Origin of the sequence: Helicobacter aurati (genome assembly GCF_003364265.1) — a bacterium.
In the GTDB taxonomy this organism is placed as follows: domain Bacteria; phylum Campylobacterota; class Campylobacteria; order Campylobacterales; family Helicobacteraceae; genus Helicobacter_A; species Helicobacter_A aurati.
Genome location: NZ_NXLW01000010.1, coordinates 55,481 through 73,533, shown reverse-complemented (window position 1 = coordinate 73,533; position 18,053 = coordinate 55,481). Strand labels below are relative to the sequence as shown.

General features: G+C 35.7%; 11 protein-coding genes and 1 pseudogene. 5 read left to right on the top strand and 7 right to left on the bottom strand.

Annotated elements, in window-relative coordinates:
- Window positions 1-267: 267 nt before the first annotated feature.
- Window positions 268-1,056, bottom strand: a complete 789-nt coding sequence (locus CQA66_RS06145) for a histidinol-phosphatase (protein ID WP_104763413.1) — start codon at window positions 1,054-1,056, stop codon at window positions 268-270.
- A gap of 195 nt (window positions 1,057-1,251) precedes the next feature.
- Between CQA66_RS06145 and hypD the strand changes: the two genes are divergently transcribed.
- Window positions 1,252-2,382 carry a hydrogenase formation protein HypD gene (hypD, locus tag CQA66_RS06140; RefSeq protein WP_104763414.1) on the top strand — a complete coding sequence of 377 codons (1,131 nt, stop codon included), beginning with the start codon at window positions 1,252-1,254 and terminating at the stop codon, window positions 2,380-2,382.
- A gap of 44 nt (window positions 2,383-2,426) precedes the next feature.
- On the opposite strand, the gene CQA66_RS06135 is transcribed toward hypD, so the two are convergent.
- Both CQA66_RS06135 and purL read right to left on the bottom strand, forming a co-directional pair.
- A complete protein-coding gene (locus tag CQA66_RS06135) occupies window positions 2,427-3,392 on the bottom strand; it encodes an aldo/keto reductase (protein WP_199770434.1) in 966 nt (321 codons plus the stop codon).
- A gap of 565 nt (window positions 3,393-3,957) precedes the next feature.
- Window positions 3,958-6,288, bottom strand: a pseudogene (purL, locus tag CQA66_RS06130) (phosphoribosylformylglycinamidine synthase subunit PurL); the annotation flags it as partial.
- A gap of 194 nt (window positions 6,289-6,482) precedes the next feature.
- Here purL and ppsA point away from each other — a divergent pair.
- The 3 genes from ppsA to CQA66_RS09515 all read left to right on the top strand — a co-directional run bounded on the left by ppsA (window position 6,483) and on the right by CQA66_RS09515 (window position 12,638).
- Complete coding sequence (gene ppsA / locus CQA66_RS06125) at window positions 6,483-8,900, top strand: pyruvate, water dikinase (RefSeq protein ID WP_104763416.1); 2,418 nt, start codon at window positions 6,483-6,485, stop codon at window positions 8,898-8,900.
- Window positions 8,901-8,912: 12 nt separating this feature from the next.
- Window positions 8,913-9,578 carry a UPF0323 family lipoprotein gene (locus CQA66_RS06120; protein ID WP_104763417.1) on the top strand — a complete coding sequence of 222 codons (666 nt, stop codon included), beginning with the start codon at window positions 8,913-8,915 and terminating at the stop codon, window positions 9,576-9,578.
- Between the two features lie 168 nt (window positions 9,579-9,746).
- Window positions 9,747-12,638 carry a hypothetical protein gene (locus CQA66_RS09515; RefSeq protein WP_244910957.1) on the top strand — a complete coding sequence of 964 codons (2,892 nt, stop codon included), beginning with the start codon at window positions 9,747-9,749 and terminating at the stop codon, window positions 12,636-12,638.
- A 520-nt stretch (window positions 12,639-13,158) separates the two neighbouring features.
- On the opposite strand, the gene CQA66_RS09155 is transcribed toward CQA66_RS09515, so the two are convergent.
- The 4 genes from CQA66_RS09155 to speA all read right to left on the bottom strand — a co-directional run bounded on the left by CQA66_RS09155 (window position 13,159) and on the right by speA (window position 17,606).
- A complete protein-coding gene (locus tag CQA66_RS09155) occupies window positions 13,159-13,416 on the bottom strand; it encodes a hypothetical protein (protein WP_147289211.1) in 258 nt (85 codons plus the stop codon).
- Window positions 13,400-14,755, bottom strand: a complete 1,356-nt coding sequence (locus CQA66_RS06110) for a tetrahydrodipicolinate N-succinyltransferase N-terminal domain-containing protein (RefSeq protein WP_104763418.1) — start codon at window positions 14,753-14,755, stop codon at window positions 13,400-13,402. Before CQA66_RS06110 ends, CQA66_RS09155 begins: the two co-directional genes overlap by 17 nt.
- A gap of 88 nt (window positions 14,756-14,843) precedes the next feature.
- Window positions 14,844-15,734: a polyprenyl synthetase family protein gene (locus CQA66_RS06105; RefSeq protein WP_104763462.1), complete on the bottom strand. Its 891-nt coding sequence runs from the start codon at window positions 15,732-15,734 to the stop codon at window positions 14,844-14,846.
- A gap of 30 nt (window positions 15,735-15,764) precedes the next feature.
- A complete protein-coding gene (speA, locus tag CQA66_RS06100) occupies window positions 15,765-17,606 on the bottom strand; it encodes an arginine decarboxylase (protein ID WP_104763419.1) in 1,842 nt (613 codons plus the stop codon).
- Between the two features lie 149 nt (window positions 17,607-17,755).
- On the opposite strand from speA, the gene CQA66_RS06095 reads away from it, so the two are divergent.
- Window positions 17,756-18,052 carry a YciI family protein gene (locus CQA66_RS06095; protein ID WP_104763463.1) on the top strand — a complete coding sequence of 99 codons (297 nt, stop codon included), beginning with the start codon at window positions 17,756-17,758 and terminating at the stop codon, window positions 18,050-18,052.
- Window position 18,053 lies beyond the last annotated feature (1 nt).

Below are 18,053 nucleotides of genomic sequence, written 5' to 3'. Positions count from 1 at the left end.
GGTTGCAAAACAACAAGACAACAAACAAGAAAGCTAATAGCAATTACACGTTTAATTAATCGATTAACCATTGAATGCTTTATGAGGTGTGTGAGGGAAAATATAAACCATATTCTATTTTTTAAGATATATGTAAATTTATGGATTCTCTCAACAAACATTAAATTATTCATATATACTCCTTTTTTAAGATACCAACAATGATACCCTATATTGAATTTAGATTCAGACTTTCCAACTAATCTGATAATATAAACAAAAAGTAAATCAATCAATATTTACAAGATACTTCTTTTTATTGCGAAAAACTGCAAGATGTTTAAATCCCAAATCTTTAATAAGCTGCAAACATTCTAAATACCCAAACCCAATTTCAGAAATATTATGGGCATCGCTACTCAAAGTAATATCTAGCCCCAATTCTTTTATCATGCTTAAAATCTGTACGCTCGGATATTGTTCATTAATAGGCTTACGAAGCCCTGCCGCATTAACTTCAATAACTACATTTTGTTTTTTTGCCAGCTGTAAAATATCATGTAATTTGAATAAAAAATGCTGGGGTAGGGTAGAACCAAATATTTTTGGTAAATCCAAATGTCCAAGAATCTGAAAGTAACCCGTCTTTAGCAAAGATTCTATAGAATCCAAATAGCGACTCCAAGTATCTTTTATGCCCCTTTTGCTCCATTCTCCTATAAATTCCGGATTATCAAAGCCCCATGTATCTAAAAAATGCACAGAGCCTATTAAGTAATCACAAAAAGATTCTAAAACATCCCGAGAAAGTAAATCTTCTCTCCCCAAAATATAATCCACCTCTAATGCGCAGAGAATCTCTATATCATAATATTCCCTTTTATATTGATGGATTTCTTCTATATATCGCGGCAACACATCAAAGCTCATGCGATACATAGAATCAAAATCCATAGGTGCATGACAAGAAAAACCGAAAATATCAATACCCAATTCTCGCGCTCTATTAATATATTCTCGCATACTACCTGTTGCATGATTGCAATAAGTGGTATGATTATGTACATCTACTCGCATTTGTGAATCCTTATATTTGAAATAGAGCTAAATACCTTAGCAAAATAACATATACAATTGCTGCTTTGATTCAAAAACAAACAAGAAATAAATGCTGAAGCGATAAACTAAATGCTTATAAAACGGTTATAATACAAACATACAGCAAGTTTTAGCTTTTCATTGCAATACAATAATTAATGAAGGAAATGTCTCATGGCAGATTTTATTAACCCTTATCGCGACAAAAGTACCATAAAAGCACTAGCAAAAAAAATTAATGTAATTGCCAAGAATCTCAAAGAAGAATTATATATTATGGAAGTTTGTGGCGGGCATACACACACCTTGATGAAGTATGGGCTAAAGAATCTGATAGATTCTGATTCGATTCATTTTATACACGGTCCAGGATGCCCTGTTTGCATTATGCCTAAGGCACGTATTTCACAAGCCTACGCATTGGCTATGATACCAGATGTGATACTTGTAACATTGGGTGACATGATAAAAGTCCCAGGTCAATTTGGCTCACTAGCAGATGCAAGGGCAAAAGGAGCTGATGTACGCTTTGTTTATTCGCCAATAGATTGCTTACAAATCGCAAAAGATAATCCACAGAAAAAAATAGTGTATTTTGCAATTGGTTTTGAAACCACAACGCCTATGAGTGCTGCTCTTTTACAACGTGCAATCAAAGATAATATAACAAATCTCTATTTGCACATTAATCATGTTCTTGTCCCGCCACCTGTAAGAAATATCCTTAATGATAAACGAGTAAAAGTCAATGCGCTTATTGCCCCTTCCCATGTTAGTGTTATTAGTGGTGCAAAGATTTATATTCCTCTTGCCAAAGATTATTCTATACCGATTGTTATTAGTGGTTTTGAACCTGTAGATATGCTAGAGAGTATTGCACGTATTATTCAACAAAAAATACGTGGTGAAAGTATGGTAGAAACGCAATATTCACGTGTAGTGAATATGGAGGGTAATGCTAAAGCACAGAAGCTTATTGAAACATATTTCGACATTGCTCCTAGCTTTATTTGGCGTGGTTTAGGAGAAATTAAGCATTCAAGTTGGTGCTTAAAAGATGATTTTTCTCAATATAATGCAGAATCACACTTTACAATCAAAGAAATTGACAGTAAAGAATCGCGACATTGTCTATGCGGTGAAATTCTTAAAGGTTTAGCAAAACCTAAAGATTGCAAAGTTTTTGGTAAGGGTTGTACGCCAAGCAAACCTATAGGCAGTTGTATGGTAAGTAGTGAAGGTGCGTGTTCAGCATATTATAAATATGGATCATTAGAAAAACAAATATCCAAAGAATATTCATAATAAGTTCTTATAAATACTCTCATTTTCTAGTTGTTCTAATTATGTTATGAAAGAGGAATTATCTTTTTATTGCTATTTTTCAAACGATTAATGAGACTCATATCTTTTGCTTGAAGAGAAAAATCGAAAACATCAATATTTTCTTTGATTCTATTTGGATTTACTGAACGTGGTAGAGGTACAAAACCTTTTTGCATACTCCATCTTAACATGATTTGCGCAGGTGTCTTATTGTATTTATCTGCTATTTTCTGCAATATAGGATTAAGTAATGCTTCTTTTCCTCTTGCTAATGGCGAATAGGCTTGAATGGCTATTTTATGATGTCGACATATTTCAATTAATCTATCTTGAACATAGAATGGATGAACCTCGATTTGATTAACAGTAGGCTTAATCTCACATTCAGGCAGAAAAGCTTCCAGATGATTCGGATAAAAATTGCTAATACCAATAGCACGTATTCTACCTTGCTTATAAAGTTGCTCCATTGCTTTCCAAACATTAATATCTCTTTCTAGCCATCTATCCCCAAATTCTCTTGGTTGTGGGAAATGAATAAGATATAAATCCACATAATCCGTTCGAAGTTTTGCCAAGCTTTCGTTAAAAGATTGTATGACCTCATCGGCTGTACCTATATCATTCCATAGTTTACTTGTAATGAATAGTTCTTCCCTCGGTACTTCGCTACGTATTACTGCTTCACCTACCTCGCGTTCAGTGTCATATCTACTTGCCGTATCAATAAGCTTATAACCAGATTCAATTGCTGTAAGAATGGCTTGCTTCCCCTGTTCGCCTTTTAAATTGGCTGTCCCGAAACCAAAAATTGGCATCTCCACTTTATTATTTAGTCGCTGTGTACTAAACGGTCCTTGAATATCAAAACGTGCTGAAAAAGCTTGCATAGGATTAAAAATACCCACTCCTGTTAACATGCTTACGCCTATAGCAGAACTAGCAATAGTTGTTATTTTAATAAAATCTCTTCTTGTCATATTCAGCATACAATCTCCTTACAATCTAATACTTTTCGAAGAACTCAATTATACAACAGAAATCTACAAATTATTAACTTATACTACCTTGAAAATGCTTATTTTATATAGATCTCTGCAGATATTTATATAAGTTATGGAATATTTATTCTGTAACTTCAAAATTATAAACACTTGACTTTTACTAAATAATCTTAAATTATATTAGAAAAAATATATTTATATGATGCAAAATCTAACAAATTCTAGTCTATATAAAAATTTGTTTTTCAAAGCTTTGATAATATATTTCCTTTGCTTGTTGCAACGAAACCATTATATCAGCTATCTGTAAAAACTGCGTACCAACCTTTCCAATGCAATAACACTCTAAATTTTTGCTTTGTGCAAGATGTTTAATGATGCCTAAATTATGCGGAAAAATTTCACAAAGAATTTGGCTATGGGATTCGGCAAAAAGAGCCAAAAGAGATAATTCATTCAGTCGTAAGGTGTCTCTTAATATTTCATGAATGAGAATCTTATTATTGCCCGATACTGAAATAATATGCTGTAAATTGACTCCTATCTCATCATTCGATAGAAAGAGAAATTCATCTTCTTTGTATTGTGGATAGAGCCTTGTAAGCATATTGGCAATTTGTTTGTCATAAAGCTTAAAAATCTTTTGATAATCAATAAGATATAAGGAACGTAGGGGGAGGAGTGCTTGCACACCTTTATTACCAATGATTGCCATTTTAGCTAAAGCCATAGCAATCCCGCCTTTTCCTACGTCTTTTGCGCTTAATAACAATCGAGTTTGAGTACATTCTTGTAAAAAATCCCACAATCTCAATTCAGATTCTAAATCAATCGTTGGAATTTCCCCACTTAAAGAATTATGCAAGATTCGTTGCAATAAGGATCCTCCAAAATGTAACTTTGTGTCGTTGAATTGAGAATCTACTCCCGCTCTTTCTTTATTGCTAGAAACAGTCAATGTTGATTCTATCTTGCTGCCTATAAGGCACACAAGAGAATCTTCTTTAACAAAGTGACTACCAATAGCATAACTATAATCCTCCAAAAGCCCGACACTCACTATACTAGGAGTAGGATAAATTGCACACTCATTGGTTTGATTGTAAAGCGATACATTTCCACTCACAACAGGCGTGTTTAAAGCTTCACAAGCTTCTTTTATCCCTGCACAAGATTCTTTAAATTGCCACATAACTTCGGGATTTTCTGGACTGCCAAAATTTAAACAATCAGTAATTGCAAGTGGCTTTGCTCCGCTTAATGCAACATTGCGTCCAGATTTGGCAACAGCTATTTTTGCACCTTCTCTTGGATTGAGATAACAATAATGCGAATCGCACTTTGCACTCACAGCAATTGCCTTTTGCGAATAAAAATTCTTCAAACTTATAATACTTGCATCACCCAATCCTCCTGCTTTAATTGTGCTAGCTTTGATACTCTGATCGTATTGTTGATAAATCCATGATTTATCACTTATTTCAAGGCTAGCTAGCATATCTTTAAAAACAAGAATTGCAAGATTTCTATCTAAATCACAACGAGTTAAATCCAATGTATAACTTTGCAATTTCGTAGAATCTCCATTGCAATGTTCTTCACAATATTCCCTTAACTCCTGATTGTAAACATTCAAACTTGCAATATGCAAGAACAACTGCAATGTCTTCAAAGATTCTAAATATGCAGGTTTTTGTAAGGGACGTTGAAGTAATGGGGCAGATTCAACAACAGATTGAATCTTAAGACTGGCACATTGTTCTCCATGCCAAAATAATTCCATAACACCAGTATTCCTGACTTCACCAATCACAACGCAATCTAATTCATATTTCGCAAAAATTTCTTTAATTTTATTTTCACAACCTTTTTTTGCGCATAGCAACATTCTTTCTTGCGACTCTGATAGCATGATTTCATAAGGATTCATACCTGATTCTCGCATAGGCACTTTATCAAGCCAAAGAATCATGCCTGTCCCGCTGCGATTAGCCATTTCAAAACTAGAGCTCGTAAGTCCAGCAGCACCCATATCCTGAATGCCTACAATCAGATCTTGTTGAAAAACCTCCAAACACGATTCTAAGAGTAATTTTTCTATAAAAGGATCTCCAATTTGCACGGTGGGACGTAAACGTTGTGTTTGTGAGCTAAAACTACCACTGCTCATAACGGCTCCACCCAATCCGTCTCTACCCGTCTTGCTCCCCACATAAATGATAGGATTTCCTTCCCCAGTCGCCTTTGCATAAAAAATCGATTCATGTTTTGCAATACCAATACTGAAAGCATTTACTAAAATATTTCCGTTATAGCAAGATTCAAATGCTGTATCCCCACCAATAGTTGGAATCCCCATACAATTCCCATAATGCGCGATGCCCTCAACCACACCGCGTAATAAATGCGTGTGTTTTTTTTTCATTGCAGAATCTAAAATATTACCAAAACGTAAAACATTGAGATTTGCTATCGGATTTGCGCCCATAGTGAAAATATCACGTAGGATTCCGCCAACGCCAGTTGCTGCTCCTGCATTTGGCTCAATAAAACTCGGGTGATTATGGGATTCTATTTTAAACACAGCAGCCAAAGATTCATTGTTAGTATTCTTGCCTAAATCAATAACACCTGCATTTTCACCTGGACCCTGTATAACCCATGGAGCCGCAGTAGGAAAATCTTTAAGATATATTCTACTTGACTTATAACTGCAATGCTCACTCCACATAGCGGAAAAAATACCAATCTCAATTACATTCGGCTCTCTTTGTAGTATTTCTTGTATTTTTTTGTAATCATCAAAACATAATTTATGTTGTTTCAAAATGGCTTCTAGATTGTTCTTTGAAACACTAAAATCGTCGCTTATATTACGCATTTTATTCCTTATAATTGAGATAAATTAAATAACCTTGATGTAATTTTAACAAAACTATACAAAGGTAAAAAGGATTTGATATAAGCGCAAAATATTTTCTTTATTTTGAATTGAATTAAATGCTTTTTTACTTTTTTTTGACTACAATATAAACAGATAACCTTAAATTTTTACAATAGGGAGACTTGTGGATAATGAAATACATAAAGTTTTTTGAGGAATTAAACAACAGGGACGTTCCTTTAGTTGGTGGCAAAAATGCAAGTATAGGAGAAATGTTTCAGGAGCTTGTGCCCGTTGGTATTAAGGTGCCAGACGGCTTTGCAATCACTAGTGACGCATATTGGTATCTGTTAGAAAGCGGCAATATTAAAGAACAAATTAAAGAGCTGCTATCTAATGTTGATTATACAGAAATGGACGTTTTACGTAATCGATGCAGTAAGATTCGAGAGTTAATTTTTAGCACACCACTTCCCCAAGACTTAAAAGATGAAATTTTCCAAGCCTATGATAAACTTAGCCAAAGATACAATATGCTTGAAGCAGATGTTGCGGTTCGCAGTTCAGCCACAGCAGAAGACCTGCCTGATGCGAGCTTTGCCGGACAGCAAGATACTTATTTGAGCGTCAAAGGAAAAACCGACTTAGTGCATTATATTAAATCTTGCTTTGCTTCTCTTTTTACACATCGCGCAACAAGTTATCGCGCAGGCAAAAATTTTGACCATTTTAAAGTCGCATTGAGTGTAGGCGTACAAAAAATGGTACGTTCCGATAAGGGATCTGCTGGAGTGATGTTTAGTATTGATACTGAAACTGGATTCAAAGATGCCGTATTCATTACCTCCTCTTGGGGGTTAGGGGAAAATGTAGTAGGCGGCACAGTGAATCCTGATGAGTTTTATGTGTTCAAGCCTACTTTGGAACATGGTAAAAAGCCCATTATTAAACGTAAATTAGGGACTAAAGATATAAAAATGGTTTATGCTCCAGCAGGTAGTGATAAACCCACAATGAATGTCAAAACAACACATCATGAAATGGAAACATTCTCTATCAGTGACGAGGACATCCTCACTCTTGCGCAATATGCTATTAGCATTGAAAAGCATTACACACAAGAAGCAGGGGAATATCGACCAATGGATATGGAATGGGCAAAAGACGGACAGAGCGGAGAAATTTTTATTGTACAAGCAAGACCAGAAACAGTGCAGAGTCAAAAAAGCAAAAATGGAGCAAAAATTGAAAAATTCCACTTTACAAATCCTTCAGATAGCCATAGAGAAATTGTACTGAAAGGCATGGCTATCGGCACAAAAATAGGAAATGGCAAAATAAGGATCATCAACAACATTGAACACATGAATACTTTCAAAGAAGGGGAGATTCTAGTAACCGATAATACTGACCCGGATTGGGAACCTGTAATGAAAAAAGCAGCTGCAGTTATTACAAACCGTGGCGGTAGAACTTGCCATGCAGCAATTGTAGCGAGAGAAATAGGGGTTCCTACAATTGTTGGAGCAAGCGGAGCGACAGAAAGACTCTATACGGGTATGGAAGTTACCGTATCTTGTAGCGAGGGTGAAGAAGGGTATGTATACGCTGGCATTCATGAATATGAAGTAGAATCAGTTTCATTGGAACATCTGGGAGAAACTAAAACAAAAATTTATATGAATGTAGGCGATCCTGCAAAGGCTTTTGGATTTTCGTTTATCCCTAACAACGGAGTGGGATTAGCGCGTATGGAACACATCATTCTACATCAAATTGTAGCGCATCCCCTTGCTTTACTTGATTTGCAAAATGACAAAACAATACACAATCAAGATGAAGTCGTTAAACTCATACATGGTTACGACAATCCAAAAGACTTCTTTATTAAAAAAATTGCAGAAGGTATGGGTATGATTGCTGCTGCTTTTTACCCAAATCCGGTTATCGTACGCACAAGCGATTTCAAAAGCAATGAATACAGAAATATGATTTCTGGAGAACATTATGAACCGCAAGAAGAAAATCCGATGTTAGGGTATCGTGGTGCTAGCCGCTATTATTCAGAGCAGTATCGTACAGCATTTGAATGGGAATGTCAAGCACTAGCGATGGTGCGCGATGACATGGGGTTAACAAATATGAAAATTATGATTCCTTTTCTACGCACTCCTGAAGAGGGTAAAAAGGTACTTGAAATTATGCGACGCAACGGTTTAGAATCTGGGAAAAATGGACTCGAAATTTATGTTATGTGTGAACTGCCTGTTAATATTATTTTAGCTGACGAATTCCTTTCCATATTCGATGGTTACTCAATCGGCTCTAATGACCTTACGCAGCTTACATTGGGAGTAGACAGAGACGGTGATTTAGTAAGCCACATTTTTGACGAAAGAAATCCTGCTATGCTTGAAATGTTTAGGCAAGCGATACGAGCGTGTAAAAAACACGGTAAATATTGCGGAATCTGCGGACAAGCACCAAGTGATTATCCCGAAATTGCAGAATTCCTTGTGCAAGAGGGAATAAGCTCTATTTCACTTAATCCTGATTCTGTTGTAAAAACTTGGGAACGTATTGAACAACTTGAAAAAAGACTTAAATAGAGAAGGACTACCATGCAAAGAAAAAATATCTTCTTAGAAAAAAGCAAAAGTACACAACAAAACACAAAATGTTATTTGCGTAAGATTTCTGATCTTGCTATACTAGGTGGGATGAGTGCCATACTCGTTACGGGATTATTGGGTTGTGATAATAATACACAGGGAAATGTCCAAGAAATACAAAAAAAGCAAGGCGTAACAGTCACCCTGCAAGAACAACAAGACGGTAGTTACACTATTATAGATGAAACACCAAGTAGCGATGGGGACACTACAATCATCGTAAAAGATACCGATGGAAACAAACGTGTTTTAAGCAAAGAAGAAGTTGATACTCTCGTAGCAGAGGAAGCAAAAAAAATTGATAATGGCACGAGTACATTAACAAGTAGTGATGGTGGTGGACTAGGAATCGGCGGTGCTATTCTTGCAAGTGCGGCAGGTGCTTTAATTGGAAGTTATATCGGCAATAAACTCTTCAACAATTCGAATTACAAAGCAAATGCACAAAGAAGTTATAGCTCTCCTTCTGCTTATCAACGTTCACAAACTGCAACCCGACCTACAACTAGCACACCATCAACTGCAACAAGAACAACCACACCATCAACTGCTAAAAGCGGATTCTTTGGCGGCTCTTCCAATAGTGGTTCTAGCGCAACAAGCGCAAGCTCATAACTTCAAACTAAACTTAACTCCATATCCTCATGACTTATTAAAAATAAATATCTCATTTCATAGTGATTGCTAAAAATTGGGGATACAAAAATATCAACCTTTTATCAAAAAATTAGCATGCAATCTACAATTCCTCAAAAAGAAGAACACAAATCAAAAGGAAGCAATTTGTACCTACCAAACATACCAGAAGAAGAGCTAAAAAACAAAATCGCAAAAGACTTCTTTGATGGATTTGATGCAACACAGATTCTTGGCAAAATCGATTTTTGCGTGTCGTATCGCGCAAAAACATTATTTCAAAATATCCATTTTCTTTGGGCAGAGGCAAAAAGGGGAAATAAGAATGATGTTGCTGAATCGTTTGTGCAGCTGATTCTGACGATTGGAAAAGAAAGAACTTTTGAAAATGAGCTTCCGCCGCTCTTCTTGGGTGCGTTTGATTGCGAGAAAATCGCCTTTATTCCGTATTATGAGATTATGGATATTTTTAGTCAGAATGACTTTAATTGGAATGTCGCTCCAAGCAATCATGATACAAAGGAATTTAAGCAACTTTATAATATGAGCAAAGAGCTTTTGGAATCTAAAAAATTGCAGTTTGATTTTGAGCATGATTCCAAAGATTTGCAAAGCTTTATCAGGGAAAATTTTAGCCTATCGAATGAACATATCCACAAGATTCAAATCACAAAGAATAATTTCACAATCGTCTATCAAAAATGGCTTTTAAAGGTGAAAAATTCTATTAGTATTGATTGGAATCTCGCCAAGAATGCGGGGATTCTTGATGCGGATTTCTATCTTGCCGATTTGCTAAGTCTCGAGAATCAAAGCCTGATTGATAAACTCTTTGTTGTGCTACGAAAAACGCATTATGAATTTAATAAGACCATGACTTTTATGGGAACAGAACAAAGAGACATTGCGAGCTTCAAGGATAATCAGGAATCACATCGACAATTTTGGAACATTTACGAACGTCCACCAAAAGAAATCTATTGGGATTATATCATCGATAGGCGCGATTTGCTCGTTCCGCTCGACATTCGCGAGCGCAAGGGGGCATTCTTTACGCCGCAAGTTTGGGCGATGAAGGCACATGCATATCTTGCCGATGTCTTGGGTGAGGATTGGCAAAGTGAATATGTTGTGTGGGATTGCGCCGCAGGGACGGGAAATCTGTTTGCAAACCTCACCGAGCCGCGCAATTTCTATGCCTCAACACTCGATAAGGCAGATGTCGAGATTATGAAAGAGCTTGCAAAAAATAAACATCTGCCACTATTAGAAAATCATGTCTTTCAATTTGATTTCTTGAATGATTGTTTGTTGGATAAGCCATGCAATAAGCATAAAGCTGGAATCGATTCGACATGCAAAAATTGTAGAGAATCGAAAGTGCCTAAAGCCTTGCAAAAAATCATCTTAGGCTTACAATCCAATGATTCCAAAATTCACCCTTGTGATTTTAAAACTTTCTCTTATGATTCTAAACCCTCCTCTTGTCATTCTGAGCGTAGCGAAGAATCTTTTAGTCCATCTCAAAGAGATGTTTCGCCTATGGCTAAACATGACAAAATGAAAAAGCCAAAACTTGTGATTTTTATCAACCCGCCGTATGCGGAGGCAGCTTCGGCAACACAAGTTACACGCACAGGTACAAATAAAGAAGGCGTCAGTATAAAAAATATAATTTATGAAAGATATAAGGATTCTATGGGCAAGGCAAGTAATGAACTCTTCGCGCAATTCTTTTTCCGAATCTATAACGAGATTCCCGATTGTATCCTTGCAAGTTTTAGCACTCTTAAATATATCAATGCAACAAATTTTATCAGATTTCGCGAGACTTTCATGGCAAAATTCAAAAAAGGATTTATGATTCCAGCCTATACCTTTGACAATGTTCAGGGGAAATTCCCAATTGGATTCTTGATTTGGGATTTAAGCAAAAAGGTGAAATTTAGAGTGATAAAGCTTGATGTATTTAACACAAAGAATCATTTTGTAAGGAAGAAAAAAATTCAAATTCTATCAAAAAAACATAGAAATATCAATCAATGGTACAGCGCATATTACAATGCTGATGAAACAGAACGTGCGATTATGAATACAAGAGGCAATGACTTCCAAAATCAAAACTATATCCGCATTACCTCACATGATAATTGTAATCATACAAATATCATTACACAAAATAATCTGATTCCTAGCTCTGTCTATTTCGCCGTGCGCCATTGCATTAAGGCAACATGGATAAACGACCGCGACCAATTCCTAATGCCCAACAAGGAATGGGCAAAGGATAGAGAGTTTCAAAATGATTGCCTCGCGTTTATGCTTTTTCATGGGCAGAATCGCATTATGAGCAAAGAGGGAATCAACCATTTTATCCCATTTTCTGAAACAGATGTGGGCGCAAAAGAAGCGTTTGAGAGTGATTTTATGATTCGGTTTATCAATGGGAAAATAAAAGATGATTCTACCCATTTGCCAAATGCTAGAAAACACAACATAGATGTTTCGGCTTCGCCTCAACATGACAAGAAAAATTGTCGCTCTGAAGAAGATTCTAAAAATTGTCGTCCCAAAGAAGATTCTAAATCTTGTCATGTTGAAGAAACTTCCAAATTTTGTCATGTTGAGCGAAGCGAAACATCTCAAGGTAAAGAATCCCCACCAAACAAAGTCGCCATATCTCGCAATAATGGAAATGAACAATTGTTTTTTGAAACAGAACAAGAAAGCTTTATCCCCACAGAGCCTTTAGAATTTAGCGAAGAGGCAAAAGCTGTCTTTGCAGCAGGGTTAGAACTCTGGCGATATTACCATAGTCAAAATTTTGTGGATTCTAAGAATCCCTATAATCCCAACGCGAGTTTGTATGACATCAAAGCGCATTTTCAAGGCATGAGCCCAAGTGGCAGAATGAATCCGCCGCAAAAGGCACAAGATTCGTATTATAAAGATTTAATCGGGAATCTAAATTATGAGCTCGAGAATCTCGCCAAAAAGATTGAACCAAAGGTCTATGAATATGGATTTTTGCTCGAATAGAATCAAGAGAAATATTACTTTGCCCTTGATGGGATAATTTACTGATAATTCATTCCTGCTCTAAATCTGATAAGTTTTCGTTTGAGTTTATGGGCTACAAAGTAAGAGATTCTAAATGTTGTCATGTTGAGTTTTTGAAAGAAAGCGATTCGGGAGCAATAGCACGAACGAAGTTCTTGCCCATACTTTTGCGCAATTCCCGCAGGAGATAAATATCTCTTTAGAATCTTTAAGAGATTCTACATTTTGAGATTCTTCAGTCGCACTTCGTGCTTTTTCAGAATGACAAGGATTAGAATCTTTTTCAGAATGATAATTTGCGTATAAGATTCTAAATTCTGACTATTTCCTCTTTCTTTATTATTTATTCTTTCACAAAGAAAATCTAATTCCTCCCCCGATCCCCTTTACCAAAAGAAACACTACCTTTCTTTTGCATAAAAGGAACACTGCGACTTCTCATTATAAAATTTGCTTCGCTTCCTGCACTTCTAGTAAAAATCGGGCAAAGGATAAAGATTCAAATAGAGCAAACACTACTGTTCCTGCTGTATCCGATTTTCACACCACGAAGTGGGCGCAGTGTGAGGGGGATTATTGTCATGCTGAACGCTTGTGAAGTATCTCTATTTGAATCTTTAAGAGATTCTATATTTTGAGATTCTCTGATTTCATAAACGATACCACATCTAAAACTAAGTAATAAATAAAACACTAAAAAAACATGATTATATCGTGCAAAAAACGATAGTTCGAATAGTCTAATGCAAATCCGCATTCAACATGACTTGTCTACAACTCCTAAAAGCAATTAATCGAGAATCTTGCGAAGTTATACGGTAATGTATTCCTTGCAACCCGCTTAACGTGCTTCCTTTATAATAACCGCTAGATTCTATAATAAAACCCTTATTAATCTCCTGAATCTTTTGTGCTTCATCTGCCGTAATGGCGACAACACTGCCAGCCAAAATGCTAATACCCGCATCCACAATGCAGCCGTCGCCTAAACTTATACCAGTTACAGAATTTGCCCCCAAAAGGCAATTTCTCCCAATACTAATAGGAGTCGTATTGCCACCACTAAGTACTCCTAAAATACTTGCACCACCTCCAATATCTGTGCCCTCCCCAACAATTACGCTCGAGCTAATACGGCCTTCATTCATACATGCTCCAAGACTACCTGCATTAAAATTCACATAGCTAGCACCAGGCATTTGTGTATAGCCAGCACCTAAAAATGCCCCAAAACGTGTCTTAGCACTATCAAGAATCCGAATATTATCTGCTTGCGGAATAACCTGCATAAGATAACGCGGGAATTTGTCAATAAAATCAATAACGGGGAAATTGCCGTCTATCTTTAAACTCATTTCATTTTCACGTAAATATTCTAACTCATAGGGCTTATTACCACTCCAAGCGAGATTGGGGAAAAGAGCAAAAATACCATTAAGATTCAAACTTCTGATAGGTGCATATCCCATAGAAAGAGCATGGAGTTTCGCATAAGCAACTTGAATGTTTTCCACTTGCTTATCCTCAACATAGCCAATAAGCTGAAACTTAGACGTCTTATCAGAATCCTCATAGATGTCACTAATATGCCGCAATAACTCGAAAACAATTTGAATATTCTTATGCTTTTTGCCAATATGATTATGAATAAGACTATTAGAAAATAAAATATCGCCATTTCTAATACTATATGGATCATGAATAAATTTTTCACATAGAATCTGAAATTTTTCTACGAGATTTTCATTGCTATTATACGTTAATGAAAAATCTTGCAATTCCTCAACAATGAATGGATAAAATAAGCAAAAAGCACGTAGAATAAAACGCGAAGTGATGTCAAAAATAATCTCATTTTCATAGATACTTAATTGTGCAGCAGTGGTAAAAACTGCAAAACTACCAAAATTCGTATTGAAATTGAGAAAAGGAAAGTTGACGCTAATAACTTTCTTATTACTTCCTTGATGTATTCGCGATAACTCAGCACGGCAGATTCCAAAGCATTGTGGTTTTTTGTGGGTAGTATAAAAATCATCCACAAACTGCTGAAATTTTTCTTTAGTTGCAATAATATAAGCAGAAGTATGATTCATACAGACCTCCTTTACACTTTATCAATTTGTCTATAATGTTAATTCTATCTAAATTCTTAAGGTTAGCGTAAGCAACCTTTAGAGTATATTAAGGTAAAATAAAATATTTCTCCAATATGACTATGAGATTTTGCTTTGCTGTGGCTAAATTATAGGATTCGAATTTTTCCAAATATCCTTGTAAAACGTCAATATAGTGTAACATTTTTGTTTTTGCATTGTCTAATCCCAAAAGATTAACATAGCTATTTTTCGAATAATCTCTATGGGTACTCTTGCCCGCCTGTTTCTCATCTTGAATACAATCAATAATATCATCACGAATTTGAAAAAATAACCCTAAATCCTTACCAAAGTCATAAAGAAAATTTTGCTGATGAGAATCCAAATTAGCGATAATCGCCCCCATTTTAAGACTCGCGGCAATAAGTTTGGCAGTTTTATGAATGTGAATACAAGCCAACTTATCTTCTGCTAACAAGGTATTCTCGAATTCACAATCAAGAGCTTGCCCTAAAACCATTCCATGAATACCCGCGTTATCACTCAAACACTGTATGAGTGCAATCCTCACATCAGGAGCAAAATGCGCATTGCTCAAAAGAGAAAAAGCATAAGTGTGTAACCCATCGCCTATTAAAATAGCACTCGCTTCATTATATTTAACATGTAGGGTAGGGTGATTACGTCTTAATTCGGCATTATCCATAGCTGGCAAATCATCATGAATTAATGAGTAAGTATGCAAACATTCAAGAGCAAGGCAAGCTGCAAAACTATTGTAAATTTGCTCCTTTGCATTGGCGCAAACGATTGATAGTAAAAGTTTTGGACGAAATCTTTTCCCCCCATTTTCTACCATTTCCCAAAAAGCAGTCTGAAAAAAAGGATGAAAAGATTCTATATGCGGTTTGCTAGCAAGTAAATACCTTTCAAAATCCAAACACGATGAAGAAAAATCCTTGTAACAACTTGACATAAACATAATAACCCTCTATCTAAATAAACGCTACTTTGTGATTGTCCTTAAATAGCCATTTTCAGAAAGCATAACATATAATTTACCTAATACTACCTTTTTTGTTTCAGAATCTAAATTGCTGTCTTCTATATGCTGCTTTAAAATTCGTTCAATCTCTTTAGTATCATAATCTAAATCATCAAGTACATCAACAATTGTTTGCGCTTCAAGGAGATTGAGAATCTCATATCCTTTATTTAAATCATCATCAAAAATAACACTAAATTCCGTAGGATGAGTAAAAAGATTGTGCCTCATACCTAAAACTTCTTGGTATGCGCCAACAAGAAAAAATCCTAAGAAATATTCTTCTTTTGATACATCAATATCATGCAAAAATAATGGCATCTGTGGATTAAAAGAAATTTCACCATCACTATCGCAAGTTATATCCCAAAGACTTGCCGCTCGTGTTGGTCGTCTGTTTAATCTATCAAGTGGCATTACAGGGAAATTCTGCTTTAACCCCCAATAATCAGGCAAACTTTGAAAGAAGCTACAATTAAGTAAATATCGCTCTTGTACGCTCTTTTGGATTTTAAGAATCTCATTATGATTTTTATATTTCAAAAGTTGGATAACTTTTTTAATAATCAAATGAACAAGCACTTCAGTGTTACTTCTATCCTGTAAATCAATATACCCCAAATCAAAGAGAGTCAGTAAAGATTCCATGTGATCAAGACTATCATGCAAATACTCAATGGCATTTTTTTCTGTAATAGAGTGATACAAATCATGAAGCTCCACAACAAGAGGAGGATTATTGTCGACTTTAAGACTCAATGCGCCTTCATCATATTCCTGTGAAAAAAGCTCTAAAACTGGGGCAATGAGCACTGCATGGGAAGCAGAAACAAAACGGCCAGATTCAAGAAAAATATCAGGCTCTAGTTCATTTTTATTTCTTGCAATCTCTTTTAAACTGAAAACTACATCACCGCTAAACTCGGTAAGCGTATAGTTCTTACAATTCATACTCTCATGTTGCGCATATTCAACAGCTAAACCACCGCCAATATTGACTATTGTAAGATGAACCGCGCCCATTTTTCGTAATTCTGCATAAATATTACCAACCTCACGTATTGCTTTTTTCAATGGCGATATATCACTAATTTGACTACCAATATGAAAATGTATCATGGTAAATTTATGAAGCAACTTCGAATGCTCAAGCATAGTCATTGCCTGCAAAAGTTCTGTGGAAGTTAAGCCAAATTTTGAAGTGATACCTCCACTTTTTGCCCAAATACCAGTGCCAACACTGTGCAATCTGATTCTAAGTCCTATGTTGGGATAGGGCTCTGCCATCTCATTTGCAATATCAATGATTGTTTTTAACTCATTAATCCCCTCAATCGTCAAGGTAATATCATGCCCCATATTCGCCGCAATAAACCCTAAACTAATCATTTCTTTATCTTTAAATCCATTTACAGTAATAGGGCTGCCTTTATTAGTGTAAGCCATAGCCACTATGAGTTCGGATTTACTTCCTGCTTCCAATCCGTAGCATTTTGTCTGACTTAACTCAACAAGAGGCAACACGAAATTGGGCATTTGATTAACTTTAAGAGGAAAAACTGCTTTAAATATACCTTGATATTGATATTCTCTTATAGACGATTCAAAGGCACTATAAACTTTTGTAATTTGTTTATTGATAAGATGCGGGAAACGTATTAACAAGGGACCTTTGTAGCCCTTCTCTCGTGCTTCTTTAACAATGTCAATAATCGCGGGTTTCGACTTATGATTAATTTTCACTACACCATCATCGATAATAAAATCATCATTAGACCATAATTTGATGCCATAATCAACCATGTAAGCTTACCTTAAGAAAGAATGTGATTCCAAAGCAAAGCGATATTTTAACAAAACCTTGTTTGATTATTGATACAAACATACAAAATTATCCAAAAATCTTAGCTTTAAGATACAATATCTATTCCAATTTTCACAAGGAGAATAGCATGAAATTATTTGTGTGTATAGTACACTACACAAAACCATTAGAAAAAGTAGAAGAAATCCTTCCGCTACATAGAGCTTATTTGCAAGAATGTTACAATAAAGGTTTTTTACTTGCATCGGGACCGAGAAATCCGCGCACAGGAGGAATTATTATTGGCAAATTCAAGGATAAACAAGAAGCCATTCTTTTTAGTAAGAATGATCCGTTTTGCCAAAAAGACACTGCAGAATACGAAATTATTGAATTTGAAGCAGTACTACACAGTAAACATCTCAACGAATTTTTAGCTCAATAAC

Bases quoted from the DNA above. Each gene is read 5' to 3' on its own strand.
- CQA66_RS06110 (WP_104763418.1), bottom strand. From the start codon at position 14,755: ATGAATCATACTTCTGCTTATATTATTGCAACTAAAGAAAAATTTCAG.
- CQA66_RS06135 (WP_199770434.1), bottom strand. From the start codon at position 3,392: ATGCTGAATATGACAAGAAGAGATTTTATTAAAATAACAACTATTGCT.
- CQA66_RS06120 (WP_104763417.1), top strand. From the start codon at position 8,913: ATGCAAAGAAAAAATATCTTCTTAGAAAAAAGCAAAAGTACACAACAA.
- CQA66_RS09155 (WP_147289211.1), bottom strand. From the start codon at position 13,416: ATGCGGATTTGCATTAGACTATTCGAACTATCGTTTTTTGCACGATAT.
- CQA66_RS06105 (WP_104763462.1), bottom strand. From the start codon at position 15,734: ATGTCAAGTTGTTACAAGGATTTTTCTTCATCGTGTTTGGATTTTGAA.
- CQA66_RS06095 (WP_104763463.1), top strand. From the start codon at position 17,756: ATGAAATTATTTGTGTGTATAGTACACTACACAAAACCATTAGAAAAA.
- ppsA (WP_104763416.1), top strand. From the start codon at position 6,483: ATGAAATACATAAAGTTTTTTGAGGAATTAAACAACAGGGACGTTCCT.
- hypD (WP_104763414.1), top strand. From the start codon at position 1,252: ATGGCAGATTTTATTAACCCTTATCGCGACAAAAGTACCATAAAAGCA.
- CQA66_RS06145 (WP_104763413.1), bottom strand. From the start codon at position 1,056: ATGCGAGTAGATGTACATAATCATACCACTTATTGCAATCATGCAACA.
- speA (WP_104763419.1), bottom strand. From the start codon at position 17,606: ATGGTTGATTATGGCATCAAATTATGGTCTAATGATGATTTTATTATC.